We start from the raw sequence: 20198 nt of genomic DNA on the forward strand, positions 1-20198 counted from the left end.
ACATCAAGCTACTTATTGGTAGCTATCTTCCACTTCTGACGGGTCTTGTTATTCAGGAAGTGAGAGAAGGTATCTCCCCGGAGGCCCAACCGGATGGTTTCCAGAGGGATGATCTCGTGTGGAGCGATATTACCCAGATTGACATTGGCTCCCAATAGCTTCACAAACCACACCTGCTGTTCTTTCTGGGGAGCTTCCCACAGGATTTTCTCAAAGGGAATCTGCGTCAGAATTTCTTCTACCAGTCCCTGGCGTACTTCACCACTAGACCGGAACAGGCCTACATTACCGGACTCACGGGCCTCGCCGATTACCTTCCAGGCACCGGCTTCCAGTTCGGCCCGCATGAGCTGAATCCACTTGTAAGGCGGGATGATTTTTTCTTCGTCCTTTGAGCCTACCTCCGATAGTACAGTCACCTGTTTGGCCAGAGTACTGATATATTCACACTTTACATCGGCAGGCATCTCCAGTGATCCATCCGAAACCTCGGCGTGCTGCAGGCCGTATTTGTCGAGCAGACGGCGGTAATCATCAAACTGATTGCGGACAATAAACGCCTCAAACAGGGTACCACCAAAGTAGACAGGTACATTGGCTGACCGGTACACGGCCAGCTTGTCGGTTAGGTTAGGCGTCACAAATGAGGTAGCCCAACCTAGCTTAACTATATCAATATAAGTGCTGGATACTGACAACATATCTTCGACCTCGCGGATGCTAAGGCCTTTGTCCATAACCATAGTGATACCTTTCTCGCGGGGTTTAGTGGAGCGGTCAGGTACTTGTGATAGTGTAAAATTCATATATTGGGTCGACAAAAAAGAGTGTCAAAACGGTTCAAAGGTAATGATTACCTTGAATACGTAGCAATAAAATACAGGAAATCCAAAGCGTATGTCTGTGAATTCTACGTTTATTCCTATTTTACTTCAAAGAATCTTATTCATACTCCCAAACCTATACACCCTATGAGTGATGTAGCCGAAATGAACCCCCGCCTCGAGTTTTTGCGTACGCAGATCGGTAATGATATGAGCAAAAGTATGTCACCCATTGGGCGCTGGCTCAGCGGAGTTCTCCGTGAGGTCAGATATGGCGCCATGAGTGTTGAGTTCACCATCCGGGAAGATATGACCAATCCCATGGGTATCCTGCACGGAGGGGCTGCCTCGGCCATCATGGATGATGTGATAGGTACTATGGTGTATGCGCTGGGCCGCGAATTTGCCTATACCTCCGTCAATCTCAACTGCGACTTCCTCAACCCGGCCCGCCTCGGCGAAACCATCACCGCCCATGCCAAAGTAATTCGGGCGGGTAAGAATGTCGTCCACTGCGAATGTGAGATAGTCAATACTGAAGGCCGTATCATAGCCAAGAGTACTTCCAATCTTATACAGACGGGATTACGGCTGCCGGTTTAGTTTTTCAGTGACCAGTTACCAGTGACCAATGAAGGCTGTATAGTGGGCTTTCTGACTGCTGTCGACGCTTTCTTTAGGTAAAACATTCTGGTACAGGTCCATTGATGGTGGGTGAATGACCGTTCATCACAAAAAGTCGGTAAAGTACTTGTTTGGTAAACACTGTTTAGTACATTTGTGCTGTTCATTAATTGTAACTATGGGTATTGCAGAAAGAAAAGAGCGGGAGAAAGAAGAAATGCGGGAGTTGATCCTGCGCGCAGCGAGTAAGATATTTCTGGAAGAAGGGTACGAGAAAACTAGTATTCGGAAGATAGCCGATGCTATTGAGTACAGCCCGGCTACCATATACCTCTACTATAGGGACAAAAATGAGCTACTGCACGGCCTGCACGTGGAAGCCTTCCAGAAAATGATGCAGGAGTTTTCAAAGATAGCCCCTATCAATGATCCGTTTGCCCGACTGGTCGAGATGGGACACCAGTACATCAAGTTCGGTACGCAGAATCCTGAGCTGTACAACCTGATGTTCCTGATGGATGCGCCGATGGAAGCCCTGGCCTGTCGCAACGAAATATGGGATGATGGCCTACGAGCCTTTGATGCCCTTCGGATAGTGGTGGCAGATTGCATTGAAGCAGGGTACTTTAAGGAGCCTGACGTAGAGACTATCTCAATGACCATCTGGAGCTATATACACGGACTGGTAACCATCTACCTGAAAGGTCGGATGAAGATGTTTGACGATGACCGCGAACTCGAGCGGATGCAGCAGTCTTTCGCCTTGTTTATCAAGATGATTAAAGCCATATAATAATACCTCTAAGTCTATTAGCCATGAATCAACTCTTAAAATTCGAAGAAGCTGCCCAATGGGCCTTTTCCATCTTTCTGTTCAGTCAGTTACCCTATGCCTGGTGGTGGTACCCGGCGCTGATTTTGCTCCCTGATCTTAGTATGATTGGCTATGCCTCTAATACCCGCGTAGGCGCCGCTATGTACAACTTATTTCATCATAAAGCGCTAGGAGTGGCGCTGGGAGTACTTGGTTCGAGTGTAGGTAGTCCTGCACTTATGCTGGCGGGTGTCATACTCTTTGGTCATTCGGCCATGGATCGTATGCTGGGCTATGGCTTGAAGTACAATGACAGTTTCAAGCATACGCATTTAGGTATGATTGGGAAGTGACTATTTTTTTGCCTACTGACTAAACACTGTTTACTATGTATACTACGGTTATAAAATTGCAGTATCTCATTCAATAGGCTGTCAGCCGGATCTGTGGTGGTTTCATCGGCTAAAAAGTAAGCTTCTTGCCCTAATTAAGCCGCTTCGGTACATCTGATTAGCGATCACTACAGCAGCAATATAAATTTGAATCAATAAAGATTGAAACAGTAACTAGTCCATTATGTAGTACCTGTTTATATCAGCAGCCATGAAAACATCACTATCTACTTCTTATGCCTCCTTTGCTCTAACTAGCCGCCTGATCAACTCAAAACAAGCAATTTCTGGATCCACTAAAAGTCCAGCTTTCACAACCTGATCACCCTGATTAAGCCATAATTACTTGCCCGTCTACGAAAGTACTTCAGCTACTTGTAGCCTTTTGATAAACAATGTTTATTTTATTATAACTGGTTATGTATCGATTATACCTCATCCTGCTCTGTCTACTTCCGGGAGGAATGGTCAGTGCCCAGAATTCACCCATTCTTGAAGCTTATATTCAGGAGGGTTTGCAGAATAACCTGTCGTTGCGGCAGGAGTCGCTTGAAATAGCGAAGGCTACGGAAAACATCCGACAGGCCAAAGCCCTGTTTTACCCGCGTATTACCTTCGCGCCCACCTATTCCCTGGCGGCCGGTGGACGCAGGCTCCAGTTCCCGGTGGGCGACATGCTGAACCCGGTATATGCTACGCTCAATGCTCTTACGGAAAGCAACAAGTTTCCCCAGATCGAAAACGTAGACGAGCAACTGGCGCCCAACAACTTTCATGATACCAAAGTAGCGGTACAGTATTCTATTTATAATCCGGAGATACAGTACAACTACCTCATCCAGCAGAATCTTCTTACGGCTCAGGAGGCAAGGCGGAAAGTGGTGGAGAATGAACTGCGCTACGCCATTGAAGGGGCCTACTACCAGTACCTGCAAACGCTGGACGCTCTGCGCATTTTTGAGAACAGCCGCTCGGTACTAGGTGAGCTGGTACGGCTGAATCAGAAGCTGGTCAGTAATAATGTACAGACCAAGGACGCCATATTTGCAGCGGAGTACGAGGTAAGCAAGCTGGAACAGCAACGCGCCGAAGCCCGTAGAAACCACGAGGTAGCCAAAGCATACTTCAACTTCCTGTTGAATAAAGACCTGAAGTCGGACATACAGGTGGATGAAACCCTGACCGGGAAGGAACTACTCGTGACCGAATCACTGAATCAACTATCGGAGCAGGCCGTGACCCGGCGGCAGGAACTGAAGCAGATCACCAGCTCCATCGAAGCCTCTCAAAATGCCGTACGACTCAATGAAAACGCTGCTCTGCGACCATCGGTATTTGTGGGTGGTAACGCTGGGTTCCAGGGCTTTGGGTACGAGTTTAAGGGACAAGGCTACGCGCTGGGGCAGGTAGGACTGCAGTGGGACCTCTTCAAAGGCTACGAGCGGAAGTCAAAGATACAGCAGGCCCGCATCCAGACTGACCTGCTCCGCACGAAGAAGCAGGAGGTAGAAAACCAGATTGAGCTGCAGGTGACGCAGGCCTACTATGACCTGAACACCACCGGCGAGAGCCTGCGCGCCGCTACCAGTGCCCGCAATAGCGCCGAACAGTACTTCAGACTCATCGACAGCCGCTACCGTAACGGCAACGTGCTGCTCATCGAATACGTAAAAGCCCAGAATGATGTACTGACGGCTCAACTTCAGCAGTCGCTGGCAAAGTACGACCTGCTCATCAAAAAGGCCATGCTGGGCAAAGTAACGGCCATGCCTTAGTCATACCCAGCACAGGAATAAACATACACACTAAGCTAATTACTAACACCTACCAACTAACAGCTAAACCATGAAAACGACCATACAAGTATCCCTGCTGGCACTCGTGCTGCTGAGTACCAGCTGCGGTAAAGAAGAAGCCACCAAAGAATCTGCCCTGCCCGAAGAGGGGACTATCCCTGTACAACTAGCGGCTGTCGAAACAGCTGTCCGTACCGAGCCTATCCATGTATCGGGTACTGTCGCTTCAGAAGAGGAAGCCCGCCTCTCCTTCAAGATCGGAGGTATCGTGAGCCGTATCTACGTAAAAGAAGGGCAGCCCGTGCGCAAAGGCCAGTTGCTAGCCGTACTGGACCTGACCGAGATCAACGCGCAGGTAAGCCAGGCACAGTACGCCACCGAAAAAGCCGAACGTGACATGAAGCGCGTCCAGAACATGCTGCGCGATACGGCCGCTACGCTCGAGCAGATGCAGAACGCAACTACGGGGCACGACCTGGCGCAGCAAAATTTAAAGATAGCCCGCTTCAACCAGGCCTACGCCCAGATCACTTCGCCCATTGACGGTACCGTTACCCGCAAGCTCATGAACGAGGGCGAACTGGCCTCTCCTGGTGCTCCGGCATTGCTGGTTTCATCAAATCGTAGTAATGACTGGGTGGTACGGGTAGGCGTGTCGGATAAAGACTGGGCACGGCTGAAAGTGGGAGACCGGGCTACTGTCCACCTGGACGCCTATCCTGACGATACTTTTAAGGCTACCGTGACCAAACTCGCTCAGGCCGCCGATCCGATGAACAAGCTCTACGAAATAGAAGTACGTATAGATCCTGCCGGTAAGCGCTTTGCCACCGGTCTCTTCGCCAAAGTAGACCTCACTCCCTCCCAGAGCCGCAGCTACACGGTAGTACCCGTCGAAGCCCTGGTGGAAGGCAATGGCCGCGAAGGCTTTGTGTATGTCAATAACAGCGGTAAGGCCAAGCGGGTACCCGTTACCATTGGCTATCTGGATGGTGATAAAGTACTTGTTACGAATGGGCTGGATGGTGTAAAGGAAGTGGTTACCGCTGGCAGTGCTTTCCTTACTGCTAATAGTTCTATTTTAGTGAAAAACGAAAAGTGAATAGTGAAAAACGGTATTTGAAAACTACATGAACTATGGGTGAAGAGAAGGAGAGTATTATTCAGACGAAATCCTTTGCGTTTGCTATTCGGATTGTGAAGGTGAGCAAATGGCTGATTGAAAATCATAAAGCCTATGCGCTGGCTGACCAACTATTGCGGAGTGGGACATCCATTGGTGCTAATGTGGAAGAGGCAGAAGGAGGCTTTACCAAGAAAGATTTCAGTGCAAGAATTGGGATAGCTTATCGCGAAGCCCGTGAAACTCGATATTGGCTTAAACTGCTCTTCGCCACCGGCTACTTATCAGAGGAACAATACCAATCGCTCTACAATGATTGCCAGGAGCTAATTAAAATCTTGGCATCCATTCAAAAAACAACAAAGCAGAACTTAAACGACAACCGATGATGCTGCACAGCCTGCATTTCTATACAACATAAGCGGACGTTTTTCATTCATCATTTTTCACTTTTCACTACAATGCATATTGCTGAATTTTCCGTTAAAAACTGGCAGTTCATGCTGGTGATGTTTATAGGGGTAGTGGCCCTGGGGCTCAACTCCCTCTTCAACATGCCCCGGGGCGAGGATCCCGAATTTTTTGCCCCTTCGTTTGCCGTTGTCTACGTTTATCCCGGTACCGATGCCCTCGATATGGAGGAGCTGGTCGTGGACAAGGTAGAGGAGCGCTTCAGTGCGCTCGACAATGTAAAAAGCATCAAGACCAGCATCGACGATGGTCTGGCGGTAGTAGTGGTGGAATACGAATACAAGGAAGACTCCGATGAGAAGTACCAGGAGATGGTCCGGGAGGTAGGAGCCCTGCAAAAGGAACTCCCGCAGGATATCTTCCGGACCGAGATTCGCCGCTTCTCGCCTACGGATGTAAATATTGTACAGGTCGCGCTTATTTCAGAAACCGCTTCCGATAAGGAGATGGGCGACCAGGCGGATCGCCTCAAAAACGAACTGACCAAGGTAAAGAGCCTGAAGAACGTGGAGGACTGGGGCTATCCAGCCAATCAGGTGCGGGTGTCGCTCAATATCGAGAAGATGGCGCAGGAGGGCATACCGGTCAATCGGGTACTGGGGGCTCTGCAGGCTGAAAATACTACTATCCCCGGCGGGAGTATCCAGGCCGGAGCCCGCAAGTTCAACGTAAAAACTGCGAGCGACTACCGCTCACTGGATGAAATCCGTAACACCATCGTAGGTAGCAATGGGCAGAAGTCTATCTACCTACGCGATGTGGCTGAAGTAGACTACAATTACGAAGAACCTACCCACATCACCCGGCTGAACGGCCACCGCTCGGTACTGGTCACGGCGGCCCAGAAAGAAGGACAGAACATAGAGCAGGTAGGAGAAGCACTCAATCCGGTAATAGATCAATTTGCCAAAACGCTACCCGCCAACATCAAGCTCGTCAAGAATTTTGACCAGTCGGTAAGTGTGAGTAAGCGGCTGGGGCGCTTTGCCAAAGACTTTGCCATTGCGATTTTCCTGGTGGCGCTCACGCTGTTGCCGCTGGGCTTCCGGGCGGCAGTAGTAGTGATGATTTCCATTCCGCTGTCGCTGGCCATTGGTCTGGCTGCGATTGACTACCTGGGCTTTAGCATCAACCAGCTTAGTATTGTGGGGCTTATTGTAGCGCTGGGTATACTGGTGGATGACTCCATCGTGGTGGTGGAAAATATTGAGCGATGGATGCGCGATGGTACTCCCCGCCGGGAGGCCGCTGTGAAGGCTACCAAGCAGATTACGCTGGCCGTGATAGGCTGTACTGTTACGCTTATCCTGGCGTTCCTTCCGCTCAACTTCCTGCCCGAAGCCTCCGGTGATTTTATCCGCAGCCTGCCCATGGCCGTGACCATGACCATCCTGGCTTCAATGCTGGTGTCGCTGACCATAGTACCCTTCCTGAGCAGCCGTCTGCTCAAAGCCGATCATAATCCCGAAGGGAACCTGTTCCTGCGCGCTCTGAAGAAGGTGATCAGTGGCTCGTACAGCCGCCTGCTGCACTGGTCGCTTCGGCACCCGATACCGACCTTACTGGTAGCGCTTGTCCTGTTTGTGGCTTCGCTGGGGCTAACCAAAGTGATTGGCTTTGGCCTGTTCCCTAAGTCCGAAAAGCCGATGTTTATGATTACGGTAGAGACACCGGACGGTACCGCCCTGACCGAAACCGACCGCATCGCCCGGTCTATTGAGGCCGAGCTCAAAAAAGTACCCGAAGTAAAATATGCCACTACTAACGTGGGCAAAGGTAACCCCCGCATCTACTACAACGTGATCCAGCGGTCCGAAGCATCCAACTTCGCGGAGTTCTTTGTACAGCTGCACGAGGTGAGTCCAGCCGAAAAAGGGGAGGTGATAGACCAATTGCGGGAACGCTTTGCGGAGGTACCCAATGCCAAAGTGGAGGTCAAAGACTTTGAGCAGGGGCCCGATACCGAAGCGCCCGTGGCCATCCGGATATTTGGCGAAGACCTCGAGAAGATGCGTGCCGTGGCAGCCGACGTGGAAGCTACCCTGCGCAGCACGCCCGGTACTATTTACGTCAAGAATCCGTTGGCCAACCGCAAGACCGATCTTCGTGTGACGGTCAACAAGGAGAAGGCCGGTATGTTGGGTATACCTAGTGCCGATATCAACCGTACCATTCGTCTGGCGGTAGCGGGCCTAAACGTAGGTACCTTTACCGATACCAATGGCGACGACTATGCCATTAACGTGACGCTACCCAAGGGCAAAGTAGCCGACCAAAACGCGCTGAACAAACTCTATGTCAACACCCTGACCGGTGCCTCCGTACCTCTGCGCCAGATTGCCGATGTACAGTTTGAGAGTGCTACCAACCAGATCCGTCACTACGACAAAGACCGCTACGTAACCGTGACTGCCTTCGTCAAAAATGGCCACTTGGTGGATAATGTATACGGTGAAGTACTCAAGAAACTGGATGAGTACAAGTTCCCCGAAGGATTCAGCTACGTAGCGGCTGGAGAGATCGAAGCCCGTTCCAAGTCATTCGGTGGTCTGGGTACCATTATCCTGATTACGGCCTTTGGCTTTCTGGGGGTACTGGTCCTGGAATTTGGTACCTTCAAGAGCTCCCTTATAGTACTCTCCGTCATTCCGCTGGGTATGATCGGGGCACTGTCCGCCTTGTACCTGGTGGGGTACCCACTCTCATTCGTAGCCATCATCGGTCTGATTGCCCTGATCGGGATCGAAGTCAAGAACTCGATCCTGCTAGTGGATTTTACCAACCAGCTCAGGGCCGAGGGTGTACCGCTGATTGAGGCCATCCAGCAGGCGGGTGAGATCAGATTTGTACCCATAGTACTTACCTCGCTAACCGCCATTGGAGGTTTGATTCCTCTGGCTGTTGAGGGTAACCCGCTCTACTCACCCCTGGCGTGGGTACTGATCGGGGGATTGATCAGCTCCACGGTACTATCCCGCATCGTGACGCCGGTGCTCTACAAGCTACTCCCCCCGCAGGTAGAAAGCAAAGCCGAAGAAGTACCTCCGGTAGAGGAAGTACTGGAAATGGCGTAGATTAATAATGAACAGGCCCGGCTCCCGCCGGGCCTGTCTGTTTCCAAATAGTTAATAACTAGCGCTTAACAGCTAATCCCTAACACCTCCTATTCGTATATATCCTTTGTATCCGCCTGGGCCAGCTCTACCAGAAAGCCTCCAATCTTCTGCGTTACGTCTTCAAAGTACCTCTTACCCTTTTCGGCGGTAGCTTTGCTGGGGTCACCTACGCCGGTATCGGCCGTTACCTGTGACCACTTCCGCTCAGCCCAAGCCCAGCCCTCGCGTAGCGCTTTTACCTTGAATTTCCGGGCACTGCCGTCACCGGCTTCTTCCAGGGGAAGTACCAGATCGGGGCGCAGGTGGAGCAGCAGGCTGGTTTCCATCTCGTCGGCGTGGTCGCCACTTTCTTCAAAGTACTGCTTCTTGTCCAGCACCTGAAACCACGAGCAGGTACAGATAAACATATCGGGATATCGAACACCCAGCTCCCTGATCATGGTCTTGAAGTCGTTGCCGCCGTGGCTGTTCAGTAGGAGCAGCTTGTGGATGCCCTGCCGATCCAATACCTCTACGATATCTTTCAAGATGGCCAGCTGGGTACTGGGGTGCAGGTTCATGTCGAGCAGGATGTCCGTCTGGCCGGTATTAACGCCAAAGGGGATCGTGGGCAGTACCATTACCTTGGCCCCCTGCTCCCAGGCTACCCGCGCCGCCTCGGCCGCTATGTGGTCGGCTTCGATGACGTCCGTGGCGTAGGGCATGTGGTAGTTATGGGCTTCGGTAGCTCCCCAGGGCAGAATGGCTACTTCAATGGTGGTATCTTTTAGATCTTTCCAGTTGCTTTCGGCGAGTATGTATGGACGCATTAGTATATAGTTTTACAGTAGAAAGCAGATCAGAGCCTAATTTTAATAGTCTGTACCGGAGGTAATCGGGTACAGCGAATGGGGTAAGTATACTTTATTTTAGGTAAACTACTCCTATATTTAAGCCCTAATGCGTAGAAACCATAGGTTTACGCGCCCAAGTAAGAGACTATTTATCTAACCCTACCACATGAAGTTTTTTAGATTCCTTCTTAGAGTTCTGGGAGCTTTAGGAATCGTATTGCTGATCATTATTCTTTTCATGGTTACTGTTGTTGACCGGTCACATTATAAAGAAGAGCCTTACTATCGGGAGTGGAAGCAGATCATAGCGCAGGCAAAAGTAGACACAGTGGCCCCGACCGGTCCCCTGCAGGTAGGCTGGGCTAAGGTCAATATCACACCGGATCGGCCTACACCCATGGCGGGCTACGGCAACCGGCGTGGTAAGTCTTACGAATCTGTTCATGACTCGGTATACGTGCGGGCTATGGTACTGGACAATGGCAGCACCCGGGCGGCTATGGTAGCGACCGATCTGCTGATTGTACCCCCGACGGTGGTGGAGCGGCTGAAAGCCAAGCTGGCGGCTACCGATATTTCCTTCGAACAAGTGTACCTGGGTGCCACGCATAGCCACAACAGCATCGGAGGGTGGGGAGATACTATTACCGGCGAGCTGTTTGCGGGAGAGTATAACCCCCAAGTAGTAGAACGCATCGCTCAGGCTATATTTCAGGCTATATTACAGGCTCGTGATGCCATGAAGCCGGCTCAGATGACCTACCTGGAAACCGTTGATACCCTGAACATCAGGAACCGGCTGGTAGGAAAGGAGGGTGGAGTAGACCCGGAGGTGCGTTCCATTCAGTTTACCACCCAGGAGGGGCAGAAGGCGATCCTGACCTCGTACGGCGCGCATTCAACGCTACTGGGCTCCGGTGTTATGGCTCTTTCGCGCGACTATCCGGGGGTACTGGTCGACTCCCTCGAGCGCGGCACGGCTAATTTTGCCATGTATATGGCCGGGGCGGTAGGCAGTATGGGACCGGTAGAGCGCGGAAAAGATGACTTTGAAGAAATGGTCAATCAGGCGGCCGGTGTACGTGCAGCCATTGCTTCGCCCGAGGCTGTGAAGGAGCCACAATCCAGCGCCATTATCCAGACCCTGACGCTGCCCCTGCCTTTGCGTGAGCCGTCTCCGCGTCTTACCAATATTTTCGTCCTGCGTCCGTGGGTGTTCAAGTGGGCCTTTGGTGACTATCCGGTATTTGTCAAAGCGCTGCGTATCGGCAATGTACTGATGGTTGGAATGCCCTGTGACTTCTCGGGTGAACTGGTGGCCGAACTGGACGCCTACGCCAGGCAGAAGGGCCTGAATCTAATGGTCACTAGCTTTAACGGGGGCTATATCGGGTACATCACGCATGATAAGTACTTCAACCGGGATACCTATGAAACCGTGACCATGAGCTGGTACGGCCCCTATAACGGAGCGTACCTGCAGGAAGTAACCCGGGACATCGTGGATAAGGTGAAGAAGTAGTAGTAAAGGCGGCGCGGTGTGCTTTTAGTTAAAAATCCTAAAACTATGAGCACTTGTTTCAGCTTCTCTGTGAGAAGATTCTTTCTTCTGATCCTACTACTTGGTACACTTATGCCGGATACTTTTGCCCAACAGGCCGTACGGGTAGCCGTAGCGGGAATTAGCCACGGCCACGTCGGCTGGATATTCAACCGAAAGGAGAAAAAAGACATCCAGATCGTTGGTATCTACGAGACTAACAAGGCGCTGGTTGATAAGTTCGTCAAGCGGTACGGGCTGGACAGGAAGCTGTTTTACGATAACTTGGACCAGATGCTCACGGCTACTAAGCCCGAGGCCGTCACGGCCTTTGGCCCCATCAATGAGCACGTGCAGGTGGTTAGGGCGGCGGCTCCGCGCAAGGTACACGTCATGGTAGAGAAGCCCCTGGCTACTACGGTGGCCGATGCCCGCGAAATAGCCTCACTGGCCCGTCAGCACGGCATCAAGGTACTTACCAACTACGAGACCTCCTGGTACTCCAGCAATCAGCACGTGTATAAGCTGGCTCAGGAGGGAAAGCTGGGGCAGATCCGTAAGGTGATGGTCAACGACGGGCACCAGGGACCGCGCGAGATAGGCGTAAGCGATGAGTTTTTTAGTTGGCTTACTGATCCGGTACAGAACGGCGGTGGCGCTCTGATTGACTTTGGGTGCTACGGAGCCAACCTCATGACCTGGCTCATGCAGGGCGAGCGCCCGCAGTCGGTAATGGCCGTTACCCACCAGAACAAACCCCACATCTATCCCAAAGTAGACGACGAGGCTACCATTATACTACAGTACCCCACCGCGCAGTGTATCATACAGGGATCGTGGAACTGGACCTTTGCCCGTAAGGACATGGAGGTATACGGTACCCAAGGCTACGCCGTAGCCATTGACCGTACCAACGTACGGCAGCGCCTTCAGGAGAAAGCACCCGAAGAAAAGCTGGCACTCTCACCGCGCCCTGCTCCTTTTGAAGATCCTTTCTCGGTGCTGGCCGAGGTAGTACGGGGGCGCCTGGTAATGGAAGCCAATGACCTGTACGAACTACCCATCAATGTGACCGTGGTGGAGATCCTGGATGCGGCCCGGGAGTCGGCCAAATCCGGTAAAGTGGTTACTCTAAAGTAGCTACGTATATTCCTATCGAAGCATTGACTTCTATCGCCTCAGGCTGACTTCCAGTCGTAGGGTACTTGCCTTCTTGTGCCATACCAGGAGCCAGATGTGGATTAGAAGTAACACCTAAAAGTGCTGGTACGTTAATAAAAATCAACTGTCCGAGAGATTTACACGCATACTGTGGAATGTTTTCTACGGTTGTTCAGGAGGCATTACAGGGGGAGCGGGTGGCATAATTTTCATAAAGTATTCAAAAGTTGTTTACTCTTTTAATCTACAAATAATCCCTTATGAAAAAATCCATTACCTTATGCCTTCTGGGAGCTACACTGATGCTCGGAGGCTGCGCCCGTCAGTACCCCGTGTTCAACCAAATGCCTACTAACGCGTATATTCCTCAGGCAGAAAAAGCCAAACGGGTAGAAGCTCCGGTACAAGCTCAGGAAGTAGCTGTCGTTGTTAACGAGACACCTTCTCAGGTTACTGTTCAGCAAGCAGAAGCTCCCAGTGTAAGTGAAAATCTGCAGGTATCCGCTGTACTTGAGAAGAATACTCCTAAGCAGATCGACCAGCAGCTTGACAAAGCACTGGCTTCGGCCGCCGGACAAAAGCTGATGGCTAACCCTGCCATGGCTGAGCGTATCCAGAAAGTACGTACTATGCTGGCCCAGCCTGAAGTACAGAACATGCAGCCTAACCAGGCTGAGATCAGTAAAGCTCAGAAACTGGCCGACAAAACCATCAAGAAGCACATGAGCCCCAGCGCCGCTAAAGCGCTCAATCGTAACCTGACCCTGGGTCTTGTTCTGATTGGTGCCGCGGTTATTCTGGCGCTGATCCCTGGACTTGGTCTGGTATCTACCATTGTGGGGGTAATCGGTCTGGTGTTCCTGATCTTGGGTCTGATCAACATGGCTTGACAGGAGCGTACAGCTGATAACAAAAAATTAAACATTGACGCCGGTTTGGACTTTTATGTCTAAACCGGCGTTTTTAGTATCACATCCTCCACAGGTACCTTATGAACTTACTAGTACTGTTTTTATTTCTAAAATACATTGGACTGGCGCCTGCTTCTATGTCTACACTAACTGTTGAAATTACGAATGTGAAGCGATCCGGCGGAAAGCTGCGCCTGGCGGTGTTCAGGCCGACGGATAAATTTGGTAGCGGTAAGCCTTACCTGTACAAGATTGTATCTATCGAAAAGCCTGAGGTTCAGCGGGTTGATTTTGAGCTGGCGCCGGGGCAGTACGCCGTGGCGGTGTATCACGATGTAAACAGTAACGATAAGCTGGATAAGAACCTGGTGGGCTACCCCAGCGAGCCGTTTGGATTTAGTAATAACTACCGCCCGGTTGTATCAGCGCCTAAATTCAAAGACTGCAGCTTTGAGGTAGGTACTGCTACGAAGCAGATATCCATCCGGCTACTCGACTAGTCCTGTTCTGAAATTGTAAAAATTGTACTAATCATAGAGCCCGAAGCTTGAGGGCTTCGGTATAGAGATCAAAGTTTTCACGTACCTTTGCGGCATGAAAACTTATTGGCGACTACTTTCCTACGCTCGTCCGCTGCGGCAGTTTATTGTTCCTTTTTTTGTTACCTCACTGCTGGCGAGTGTATTTGGGATTTTGAATTTTACGCTGCTCATTCCCCTCTTGAATATTTTGTTTAATCAGGTGAGTGCTGCCGAAGCGGAGCAGATGACGCGGCTACCCGAGCCTTCGGCCAGTCTGGACTACCTGATCGATGTCTTCAACTACTACTTCGGGATGATCATGCAGCAGTACGGGCGCATTGGGGCGCTGCAGTTTGTGTGTGCTATTATCATTGCTTCAGTACTGATGTCCAATGTATTCAGGTACCTGTCGGCCCGGTTGCTGGAGAGCTTCAAGGTCAACATGGTAGCGCGGTTGCGGCAGGCCGTGTTTGATAACGCGGTGGATCTGCACCTGGGCTTCTTTTCCAATGAGCGCAAGGGGAACCTTATCTCCCGGGTACTGACCGATGTGCAGGAAGTAGAAAACTCCATAGCCAATACCTTCTCGGCAGCTTTCAAAGAGTTCTTTACCCTGACGGTGTACCTCTTTGCGCTGTTCAAGATATCAACGAGCCTCACGCTGTTTGCGTTTCTGATCATACCCGTTACAGGTACCTTTATTGCCTTTATTGTCAAGCAGATGCGCAAGGAGGCCCGCGAGGGTCAGAACCGCCTGAGTGGCCTCATCAGTCTGATGGATGAAGCCTTTGGCGGAATGCGGGTAGTTAAGGGTTTCAACGCCGAAGCTTTTATCAAAGGCAAGTTCCTGGCGGAGAATAATGCCTATAAAAGGGCCATCCGCTCTATGGCTAACAAGCGTGAAATGTCGGCTCCTTTCTCGGAGTTTATGGGGGTGACGGTAGTGGCTATAATTCTGCTATACGGAGGTACTCTGGTACTTACCAATGCTTCAGATCTGACCGCCTCACAATTTATTTTTTACATTGCTACCTTCTCGCAGGTGATGCGTCCGGCTAAGGAAATTTCAAACGCTTTCAGCAATACCCAGCGGGGTATCGCTTCGGGTGAGCGGGTACTGGAGCTGGTGGATACCCGCAATGCAATCGCTGACCGACTCAATGCCAGGCCTCTGAATGAATTCAAAGACAAGATTGAAGTGCGCAATGTATCTTTTGAGTACGAGTCGGGCGTACCGGTGCTCAATGGCGTAAGCTTCACCATGCACAAAGGCCGGACCATCGCGCTGGTAGGTTCGTCGGGAGGAGGTAAGTCCACCATTGCTGATCTGGTACCGCGCTTCTACGACCCCACGCAGGGACAAATCCTGATCGACGGGCACGACCTGCGCGATATCACTACCGCTTCGCTGCGGGATAAAATGGGTATCGTAACGCAGGAGTCTATTCTTTTTAACGATACCATTTTCAATAACATAGCCTTTGGAGCAGAGGCCAGTGAGGAGGAGGTAATTGCAGCGGCTAAGATTGCCAATGCGCACCAGTTTATCACGGAGCAGCCTGAGGGGTACCAGACCGTAATTGGTGACCGGGGTACCAAGCTATCCGGCGGCCAGCGCCAGCGGATCAGCATCGCGCGCGCTATTCTCAAAAATCCCCCTATCCTGATCCTCGACGAAGCTACCTCGGCCCTTGATACCGAGTCGGAGAAACTGGTACAGGAAGCACTTACGCACCTGATGCAGAACCGTACGGTACTGGTCATCGCGCACCGCCTGAGTACCATCCAGCACGCCGACGAGATACTGGTAGTACACCAGGGGCGCATTATCGAGCGTGGTACCCACGACGAACTGCTGGAATACAACGAAGGATTCTACCGCAAGCTGACCCTGATGCAGGGCATGTAATAGCAGAAGAGAACAAAAGAATCGGCAGGTACCAGGAAGCCCCTGATACCTGCCGATTTTGATTTTAATGGATCAGGTACTACCTAAAGTACTTCTCCAGTACTTTGTCTTCCCCTCTCCACTGAGCTATTTTGGCCATACCTTTGATGAGTGGCTCCTGAATGATCGGAGGTACAACCGGGAAGTAGCTCTCGCTATATCCCAGGAGTAGCGCCATGTGCCAGGGATTATTGGGAATACCATTGGCATCAATCTGACCACTATTGGAAAGGCCGTAGCCAATCCGGATGGTTTTTTCGAGGCCACGGGCGGGTATTGTCTTTACTATCAATACTGTTTTGTTAGAAGAAAGATTCCTGAAGAAGTGCATTTTGGTTTTGGGGGCGGTAGCGGTCTGTCCTTTGGTCAGCAGGAGCTCCTTATCTTCCAGACCAATGGTTATTTCTCCCTCGGCTACTGTAAATTGCTCATCAAAGGTCTTGTGGTAATGCCAGCCGTTGCCTCCCTGAGGTTCCAGCTCTACGCGTATCAGCTCGTAGGCTCCCCCGGTTTCCCGTCCGGTTTTCAGGAAGGTAGTAGCATAGCCACCCACCTTGTTGATCACCGTGCGGTCTGTTCGGTTGCCCATACTCATATCCAGTTCGGGTAGGAAAAGAGCGAATACTACTATACTCAGGTAGACAGATCCCAGCAGGAACAGGGGCAGGCCCAGCAGGGTGTAAAGCAGCCGTGCCCAGAGTGGGTAACGGTTCGCCCACAGGCGGTATACGCCGGTAGGGTAGAAAAGCAGTGAAAGAGTGGCTAATAAGGTGGATTTTTTTGGGGTAGCAGTGGATACCGCCGCGGGTGCTTTTTCTAAAGTTTCCATATATTTACTGGCTAATAGAGTGATATAATTACACTGCAAAGGTGTAGTGGTAGCGGTAGATTTTGTTTGGGTAAAACGGAGCATGATTTAGGCAAAATGGATAAAGTCATTGCGGGAGAAGACTGGGCCAAAGCTTTTAGCCAGGTGGAACACCGACTCGTCCACCACAGTGCCCGCTATCAGGAGGTAGTCAGCAGCCTGGCCGAGCCCGGTCTGGCGGCGGGTGAATTTTCCATGATCAGTACCTCCGGAATGGAAATGCGGCAGATCCATCTTCATACGCACGAGCCCCTAATCCTGCAGGATGCCGACGATCGCGAAGGCATAGAGTCCATGTTCCTGCTGCAGGGGGGGATCGAGTCCCGTTTCCAGAGCATAGGTAAGCCCCTGAGCTTCGAGACGCAGAGGCACGGCTTTCAGTACAACCCTACCATGCTGGCCGACCACATCATCAAGCCGGGGCCCTTCCAGGTACTGCAAGTGTCTTATCGGTTGGATTACTTCAAAGAATTGGCTAATTCGGCCGGAACGGGTCCGCTCGATAAGGTGTATAACAGCCTTGAGCGCAAGGAATCGTTTATACTGGCTGGCCGCCAGCTAGTGGTACAGCCCCGCATGGCCGATATTATTCGTTCTGTGCAGCAGTGTTGCTTTCAGGGCTTAACAAAGTACCTGTTTATCGAGGCAAAATTGCTGGAGCTCTTTGCCCTTCAGCTGGACCAACTGGCTACCGTGGGGCAGTCGGCCTCCAGGGAGGAGTGGAGCAGGGCCGATCAGGAAAAGCTGAAGGCCGTTCGTGATTTTATTGAAGCCAACTACTTAGCCCCACTGACCCTGACGCAACTCACCCACGACTTTGGCCTCAATGAGTACAAGCTCAAAAAAGGCTACAAGCACCTGTTCAATACTACTGTATTCGGACATATTCATCACCTGCGCATGCAGAAGGCGCAGCAACTCCTGATTTCAAAGCAGATGAATGTTTCTGAAACCGCCTTCTACATCGGCTATAACAACATCGGCAGCTTCTCAGCCGAATTCAAGAAGCGCTTTGGGTACTCGCCCAGCCGGGTATAGCGGATAGATGCCAATAGGTATTCCTGCTGATTCTGATTTGCAAATAGGGAGAGAGGCTACCGTTAAATAACATTTTTTGCCTTCTACCATAAGCTGACGTATCTTGTTAGTAGTAAAGCGTGTTAGTCTTTTATGCCGCTATTCCCGTAATACCCCGACCTCCTTCTGCTCCATACTTTACCTATTGTTTTACGTCCACCCTTTTCTTTCTGTAAGGATAGAGGGGCCAAACTATTTAAGCATGAAGAGGTCGCTTCAAATACTACTCTTATCGCTACTCTGTGCAGCTGCTTTGAAGCAGCCCGTTGTAGCTTTCACTCCAAACGTCCTGAACAGTGAAATATCTTTGGATATTGAGCCTACTCCCGCACCCATTGCAGAACCAGCTGTAGCCGAAGTCGTGGAAGATAGCTCAAAGCGGGGAAAACATAGCAAATGGACACTGATAAAAAGCGATACCCTTTTTTGGGTTATTTCTTCACTGGCAACCTTAGACGACATCAACAATATCAGAAATGATATATTGGGATATGAGGCTGAAATGAATTTTAACAGCCTTCAATACGATCCACTGAATCTCTTTCTTACAAATATTATTGTAAATATTAAGCTGCCAACAAAAGGAGGACAAGGTAAGAGTGAAGGAAGTACTTATACTCCAGCAAAAGGGTTTTCAGGCTATATCACTAAGCAAGGAAGTCTTGGAATGGGTCAGCTCCCCCCTGAGCCTTTACTGACGGCCATGAAACAAGACTATGAAACAGCTCTAAAACTGAAAGAGGAACACTTTCCGGAATATGTGGAGGACAGTCTGAATAAAAATATTTTTAAGAACGAAGGAAGTTTAGCAACTCAAACCTACCTAAAACAATCTATGGAAGGAGAGAATGGGCAAAAGGTCCTGAGTAATACAGGCATCGGAAAGTCCTCTTGGGGGACCTTACTGATTAAAGAGAAGTACAAAGACATCCAGTTTTATCTAAACGGCAATCCATCAGGTTTTGCTGAAGTAAATAGTGTGCCCTTCGAAAAGCTGCATAAGGTCAGTATCAAGAGTGTGAGGAATAGTGATAAGTATGTGTTGGTATTTACAAAATAGGCCGTGAGGAGCTTCACAAAACGATAAGTAAGAAAAGCGATAAGAGTACTTCTGGTATCAGGATTCATTTACTTTTTTCGTCTTCCTTACCATAAGCAGAGAGCTTTTAGTATATATCGAAGTACAAGCCAGCTCCTGCTATTTACTACCTAATGAAAAAGCTACTACTGCTATTTGTTCTCCTTTCCTTCTCGGCCTCTGCTCAGAAACAAAAGGTGTGGCTTGATGCCGACACGGGCAACGAAATGGACGATGTGTACGCCATTGTCCGGTTACTGTGGGCGGGGGACCGGCTGGATATCACCGGCCTGAGTTCGGCCCACTTTAATAACGCCGACCTGCTGGCCTTTGACAAATGGAACCAGTATAATACCTCGGGTATATCGCCCATCCGGATCAGTCAGGAGCTGAACGAGGAAATCCTGACTACGATGGGCCTGCAGCAGATCCCACACCCGCTGGGAGCAGACCGGCAGATGGGCCGCGCCTGGGGCGGGTATGAGCCCCGTTCCTCGGCGGCCACCGACGGTATGATCAAGGTAATAAAAGCCCTACAACCCAACGAGAAGCTGGATATCCTTACGTTGGGAGCACTGACCAATGTGGCTTCGCTGATCGCGCTGGATCCTACGGTAAAGTCCCGCATCCGGGTCTATTCGTTGGGCGGCGGCTATGACTTTGCCCGAAAAGCCTGGAACAAGAACGAGTTCAACGTACGCTGCGACCTGAATGCCTACGACTTCATGATGAACCAGGCCAATCTGGACTGGACCGTCATGCCCATCCACTCGGTGATGCACTATAAATTTGACCGGGAGGTGGTGTATGAAAATTTCGCTGATAATAATCCGGTAGAGCAACTGATGGAGAAGCGCTGGCGCGAAACCAACCCCCAGGACAAAACCCGTACCCTCTGGGACCTCGGCCTGGTGCAGGCCTACCTTCTCCCCAAACTGGCCCCCGTAGCTACAGTACCTGCCCCGCCCGAAAATACCCAGCCTACGGTTAAGATTTTTACTAAACTGGATGCCAAAGGCATGGATGCTGACTTCTGGGAACAGGTAAAGAAGCACCGGTAGAAGCATATCGCTGCTACTGCCAATTTTTGTCCTCGCCTAG

18 protein-coding genes are annotated in these 20198 nt (G+C 50.7%); 15 read left to right on the top strand and 3 right to left on the bottom strand.

The features are described from left to right. Positions 1-8 precede the first annotated feature (8 nt). Positions 9-806 carry a phosphosulfolactate synthase gene (locus JTN23_RS20325; RefSeq protein ID WP_247236884.1) on the bottom strand — a complete coding sequence of 266 codons (798 nt, stop codon included), beginning with the start codon at positions 804-806 and terminating at the stop codon, positions 9-11. Between the two features lie 165 nt (positions 807-971). Here JTN23_RS20325 and JTN23_RS20330 point away from each other — a divergent pair, with 165 nt between their 5' ends. From JTN23_RS20330 to JTN23_RS20360, 7 genes are all read left to right on the top strand, one after another. Further along, positions 972-1427 (top strand): PaaI family thioesterase, encoded by a 456-nt coding sequence (locus JTN23_RS20330; protein WP_247236885.1) that lies wholly within the window; start codon positions 972-974, stop codon positions 1425-1427. 199 nt (positions 1428-1626) lie between these two features. Next, positions 1627-2241, top strand: a complete 615-nt coding sequence (locus tag JTN23_RS20335) for a TetR/AcrR family transcriptional regulator (RefSeq protein ID WP_247236887.1) — start codon at positions 1627-1629, stop codon at positions 2239-2241. A gap of 23 nt (positions 2242-2264) precedes the next feature. Then, positions 2265-2615: a DUF4260 domain-containing protein gene (locus JTN23_RS20340; protein WP_247236888.1), complete on the top strand. Its 351-nt coding sequence runs from the start codon at positions 2265-2267 to the stop codon at positions 2613-2615. 458 nt (positions 2616-3073) lie between these two features. Next, entirely contained in the window at positions 3074-4429 is a 1356-nt protein-coding gene (locus tag JTN23_RS20345) for a TolC family protein (RefSeq protein ID WP_247236889.1), read from the top strand. Between the two features lie 70 nt (positions 4430-4499). Continuing rightward, positions 4500-5552, top strand: a complete 1053-nt coding sequence (locus tag JTN23_RS20350) for an efflux RND transporter periplasmic adaptor subunit (RefSeq protein WP_247236890.1) — start codon at positions 4500-4502, stop codon at positions 5550-5552. 35 nt (positions 5553-5587) lie between these two features. Further along, the gene (locus JTN23_RS20355; protein WP_247236891.1) at positions 5588-5962 is read left to right on the top strand and encodes a four helix bundle protein; all 375 of its coding nucleotides are present in this window, start codon (positions 5588-5590) and stop codon (positions 5960-5962) included. 72 nt (positions 5963-6034) lie between these two features. Next, a complete protein-coding gene (locus JTN23_RS20360; RefSeq protein WP_247236892.1) occupies positions 6035-9118 on the top strand; it encodes an efflux RND transporter permease subunit in 3084 nt (1027 codons plus the stop codon). A gap of 89 nt (positions 9119-9207) precedes the next feature. Here JTN23_RS20360 and JTN23_RS20365 read toward each other — a convergent pair whose 3' ends face one another. Next, complete coding sequence (locus JTN23_RS20365) at positions 9208-9969, bottom strand: creatininase family protein (protein WP_247236893.1); 762 nt, start codon at positions 9967-9969, stop codon at positions 9208-9210. Between the two features lie 190 nt (positions 9970-10159). Between JTN23_RS20365 and JTN23_RS20370 the strand changes: the two genes are divergently transcribed. The 5 genes from JTN23_RS20370 (at position 10160) to JTN23_RS20390 (ending at position 16035) form a co-directional block, all read left to right on the top strand. After that, on the top strand, positions 10160-11515 hold the full coding sequence (locus JTN23_RS20370) for a neutral/alkaline non-lysosomal ceramidase N-terminal domain-containing protein (protein WP_247236894.1): 1356 nt from the start codon (positions 10160-10162) through the stop codon (positions 11513-11515). Positions 11516-11626: 111 nt separating this feature from the next. Continuing rightward, complete coding sequence (locus JTN23_RS20375) at positions 11627-12673, top strand: Gfo/Idh/MocA family protein (RefSeq protein WP_247236895.1); 1047 nt, start codon at positions 11627-11629, stop codon at positions 12671-12673. Between the two features lie 281 nt (positions 12674-12954). Next, on the top strand, positions 12955-13584 hold the full coding sequence (locus JTN23_RS20380) for a DUF308 domain-containing protein (RefSeq protein ID WP_247236896.1): 630 nt from the start codon (positions 12955-12957) through the stop codon (positions 13582-13584). A 158-nt stretch (positions 13585-13742) separates the two neighbouring features. After that, positions 13743-14105 carry a DUF2141 domain-containing protein gene (locus JTN23_RS20385; RefSeq protein ID WP_247236897.1) on the top strand — a complete coding sequence of 121 codons (363 nt, stop codon included), beginning with the start codon at positions 13743-13745 and terminating at the stop codon, positions 14103-14105. A gap of 94 nt (positions 14106-14199) precedes the next feature. Next, positions 14200-16035 carry an ABC transporter ATP-binding protein gene (locus JTN23_RS20390; protein ID WP_247236898.1) on the top strand — a complete coding sequence of 612 codons (1836 nt, stop codon included), beginning with the start codon at positions 14200-14202 and terminating at the stop codon, positions 16033-16035. A 79-nt stretch (positions 16036-16114) separates the two neighbouring features. Here the strand turns inward: JTN23_RS20390 and JTN23_RS20395 are convergent, their stop codons facing one another. Beyond that, on the bottom strand, positions 16115-16903 hold the full coding sequence (locus JTN23_RS20395) for a cupin domain-containing protein (RefSeq protein ID WP_247236899.1): 789 nt from the start codon (positions 16901-16903) through the stop codon (positions 16115-16117). A 96-nt stretch (positions 16904-16999) separates the two neighbouring features. Between JTN23_RS20395 and JTN23_RS20400 the strand changes: the two genes are divergently transcribed. The 3 genes from JTN23_RS20400 to JTN23_RS20410 all read left to right on the top strand — a co-directional run bounded on the left by JTN23_RS20400 (position 17000) and on the right by JTN23_RS20410 (position 20158). After that, positions 17000-17980 (top strand): helix-turn-helix transcriptional regulator, encoded by a 981-nt coding sequence (locus JTN23_RS20400; protein ID WP_247236900.1) that lies wholly within the window; start codon positions 17000-17002, stop codon positions 17978-17980. Between the two features lie 241 nt (positions 17981-18221). Further along, on the top strand, positions 18222-19079 hold the full coding sequence (locus JTN23_RS20405; RefSeq protein WP_247236901.1) for a hypothetical protein: 858 nt from the start codon (positions 18222-18224) through the stop codon (positions 19077-19079). 152 nt (positions 19080-19231) lie between these two features. Continuing rightward, positions 19232-20158, top strand: coding sequence for a nucleoside hydrolase (locus JTN23_RS20410; protein WP_247236902.1), 927 nt, complete (start codon positions 19232-19234; stop codon positions 20156-20158). Positions 20159-20198 lie beyond the last annotated feature (40 nt).

This window comes from Telluribacter roseus (assembly GCF_017355915.2).
In the GTDB taxonomy this organism is placed as follows: domain Bacteria; phylum Bacteroidota; class Bacteroidia; order Cytophagales; family Spirosomataceae; genus Telluribacter.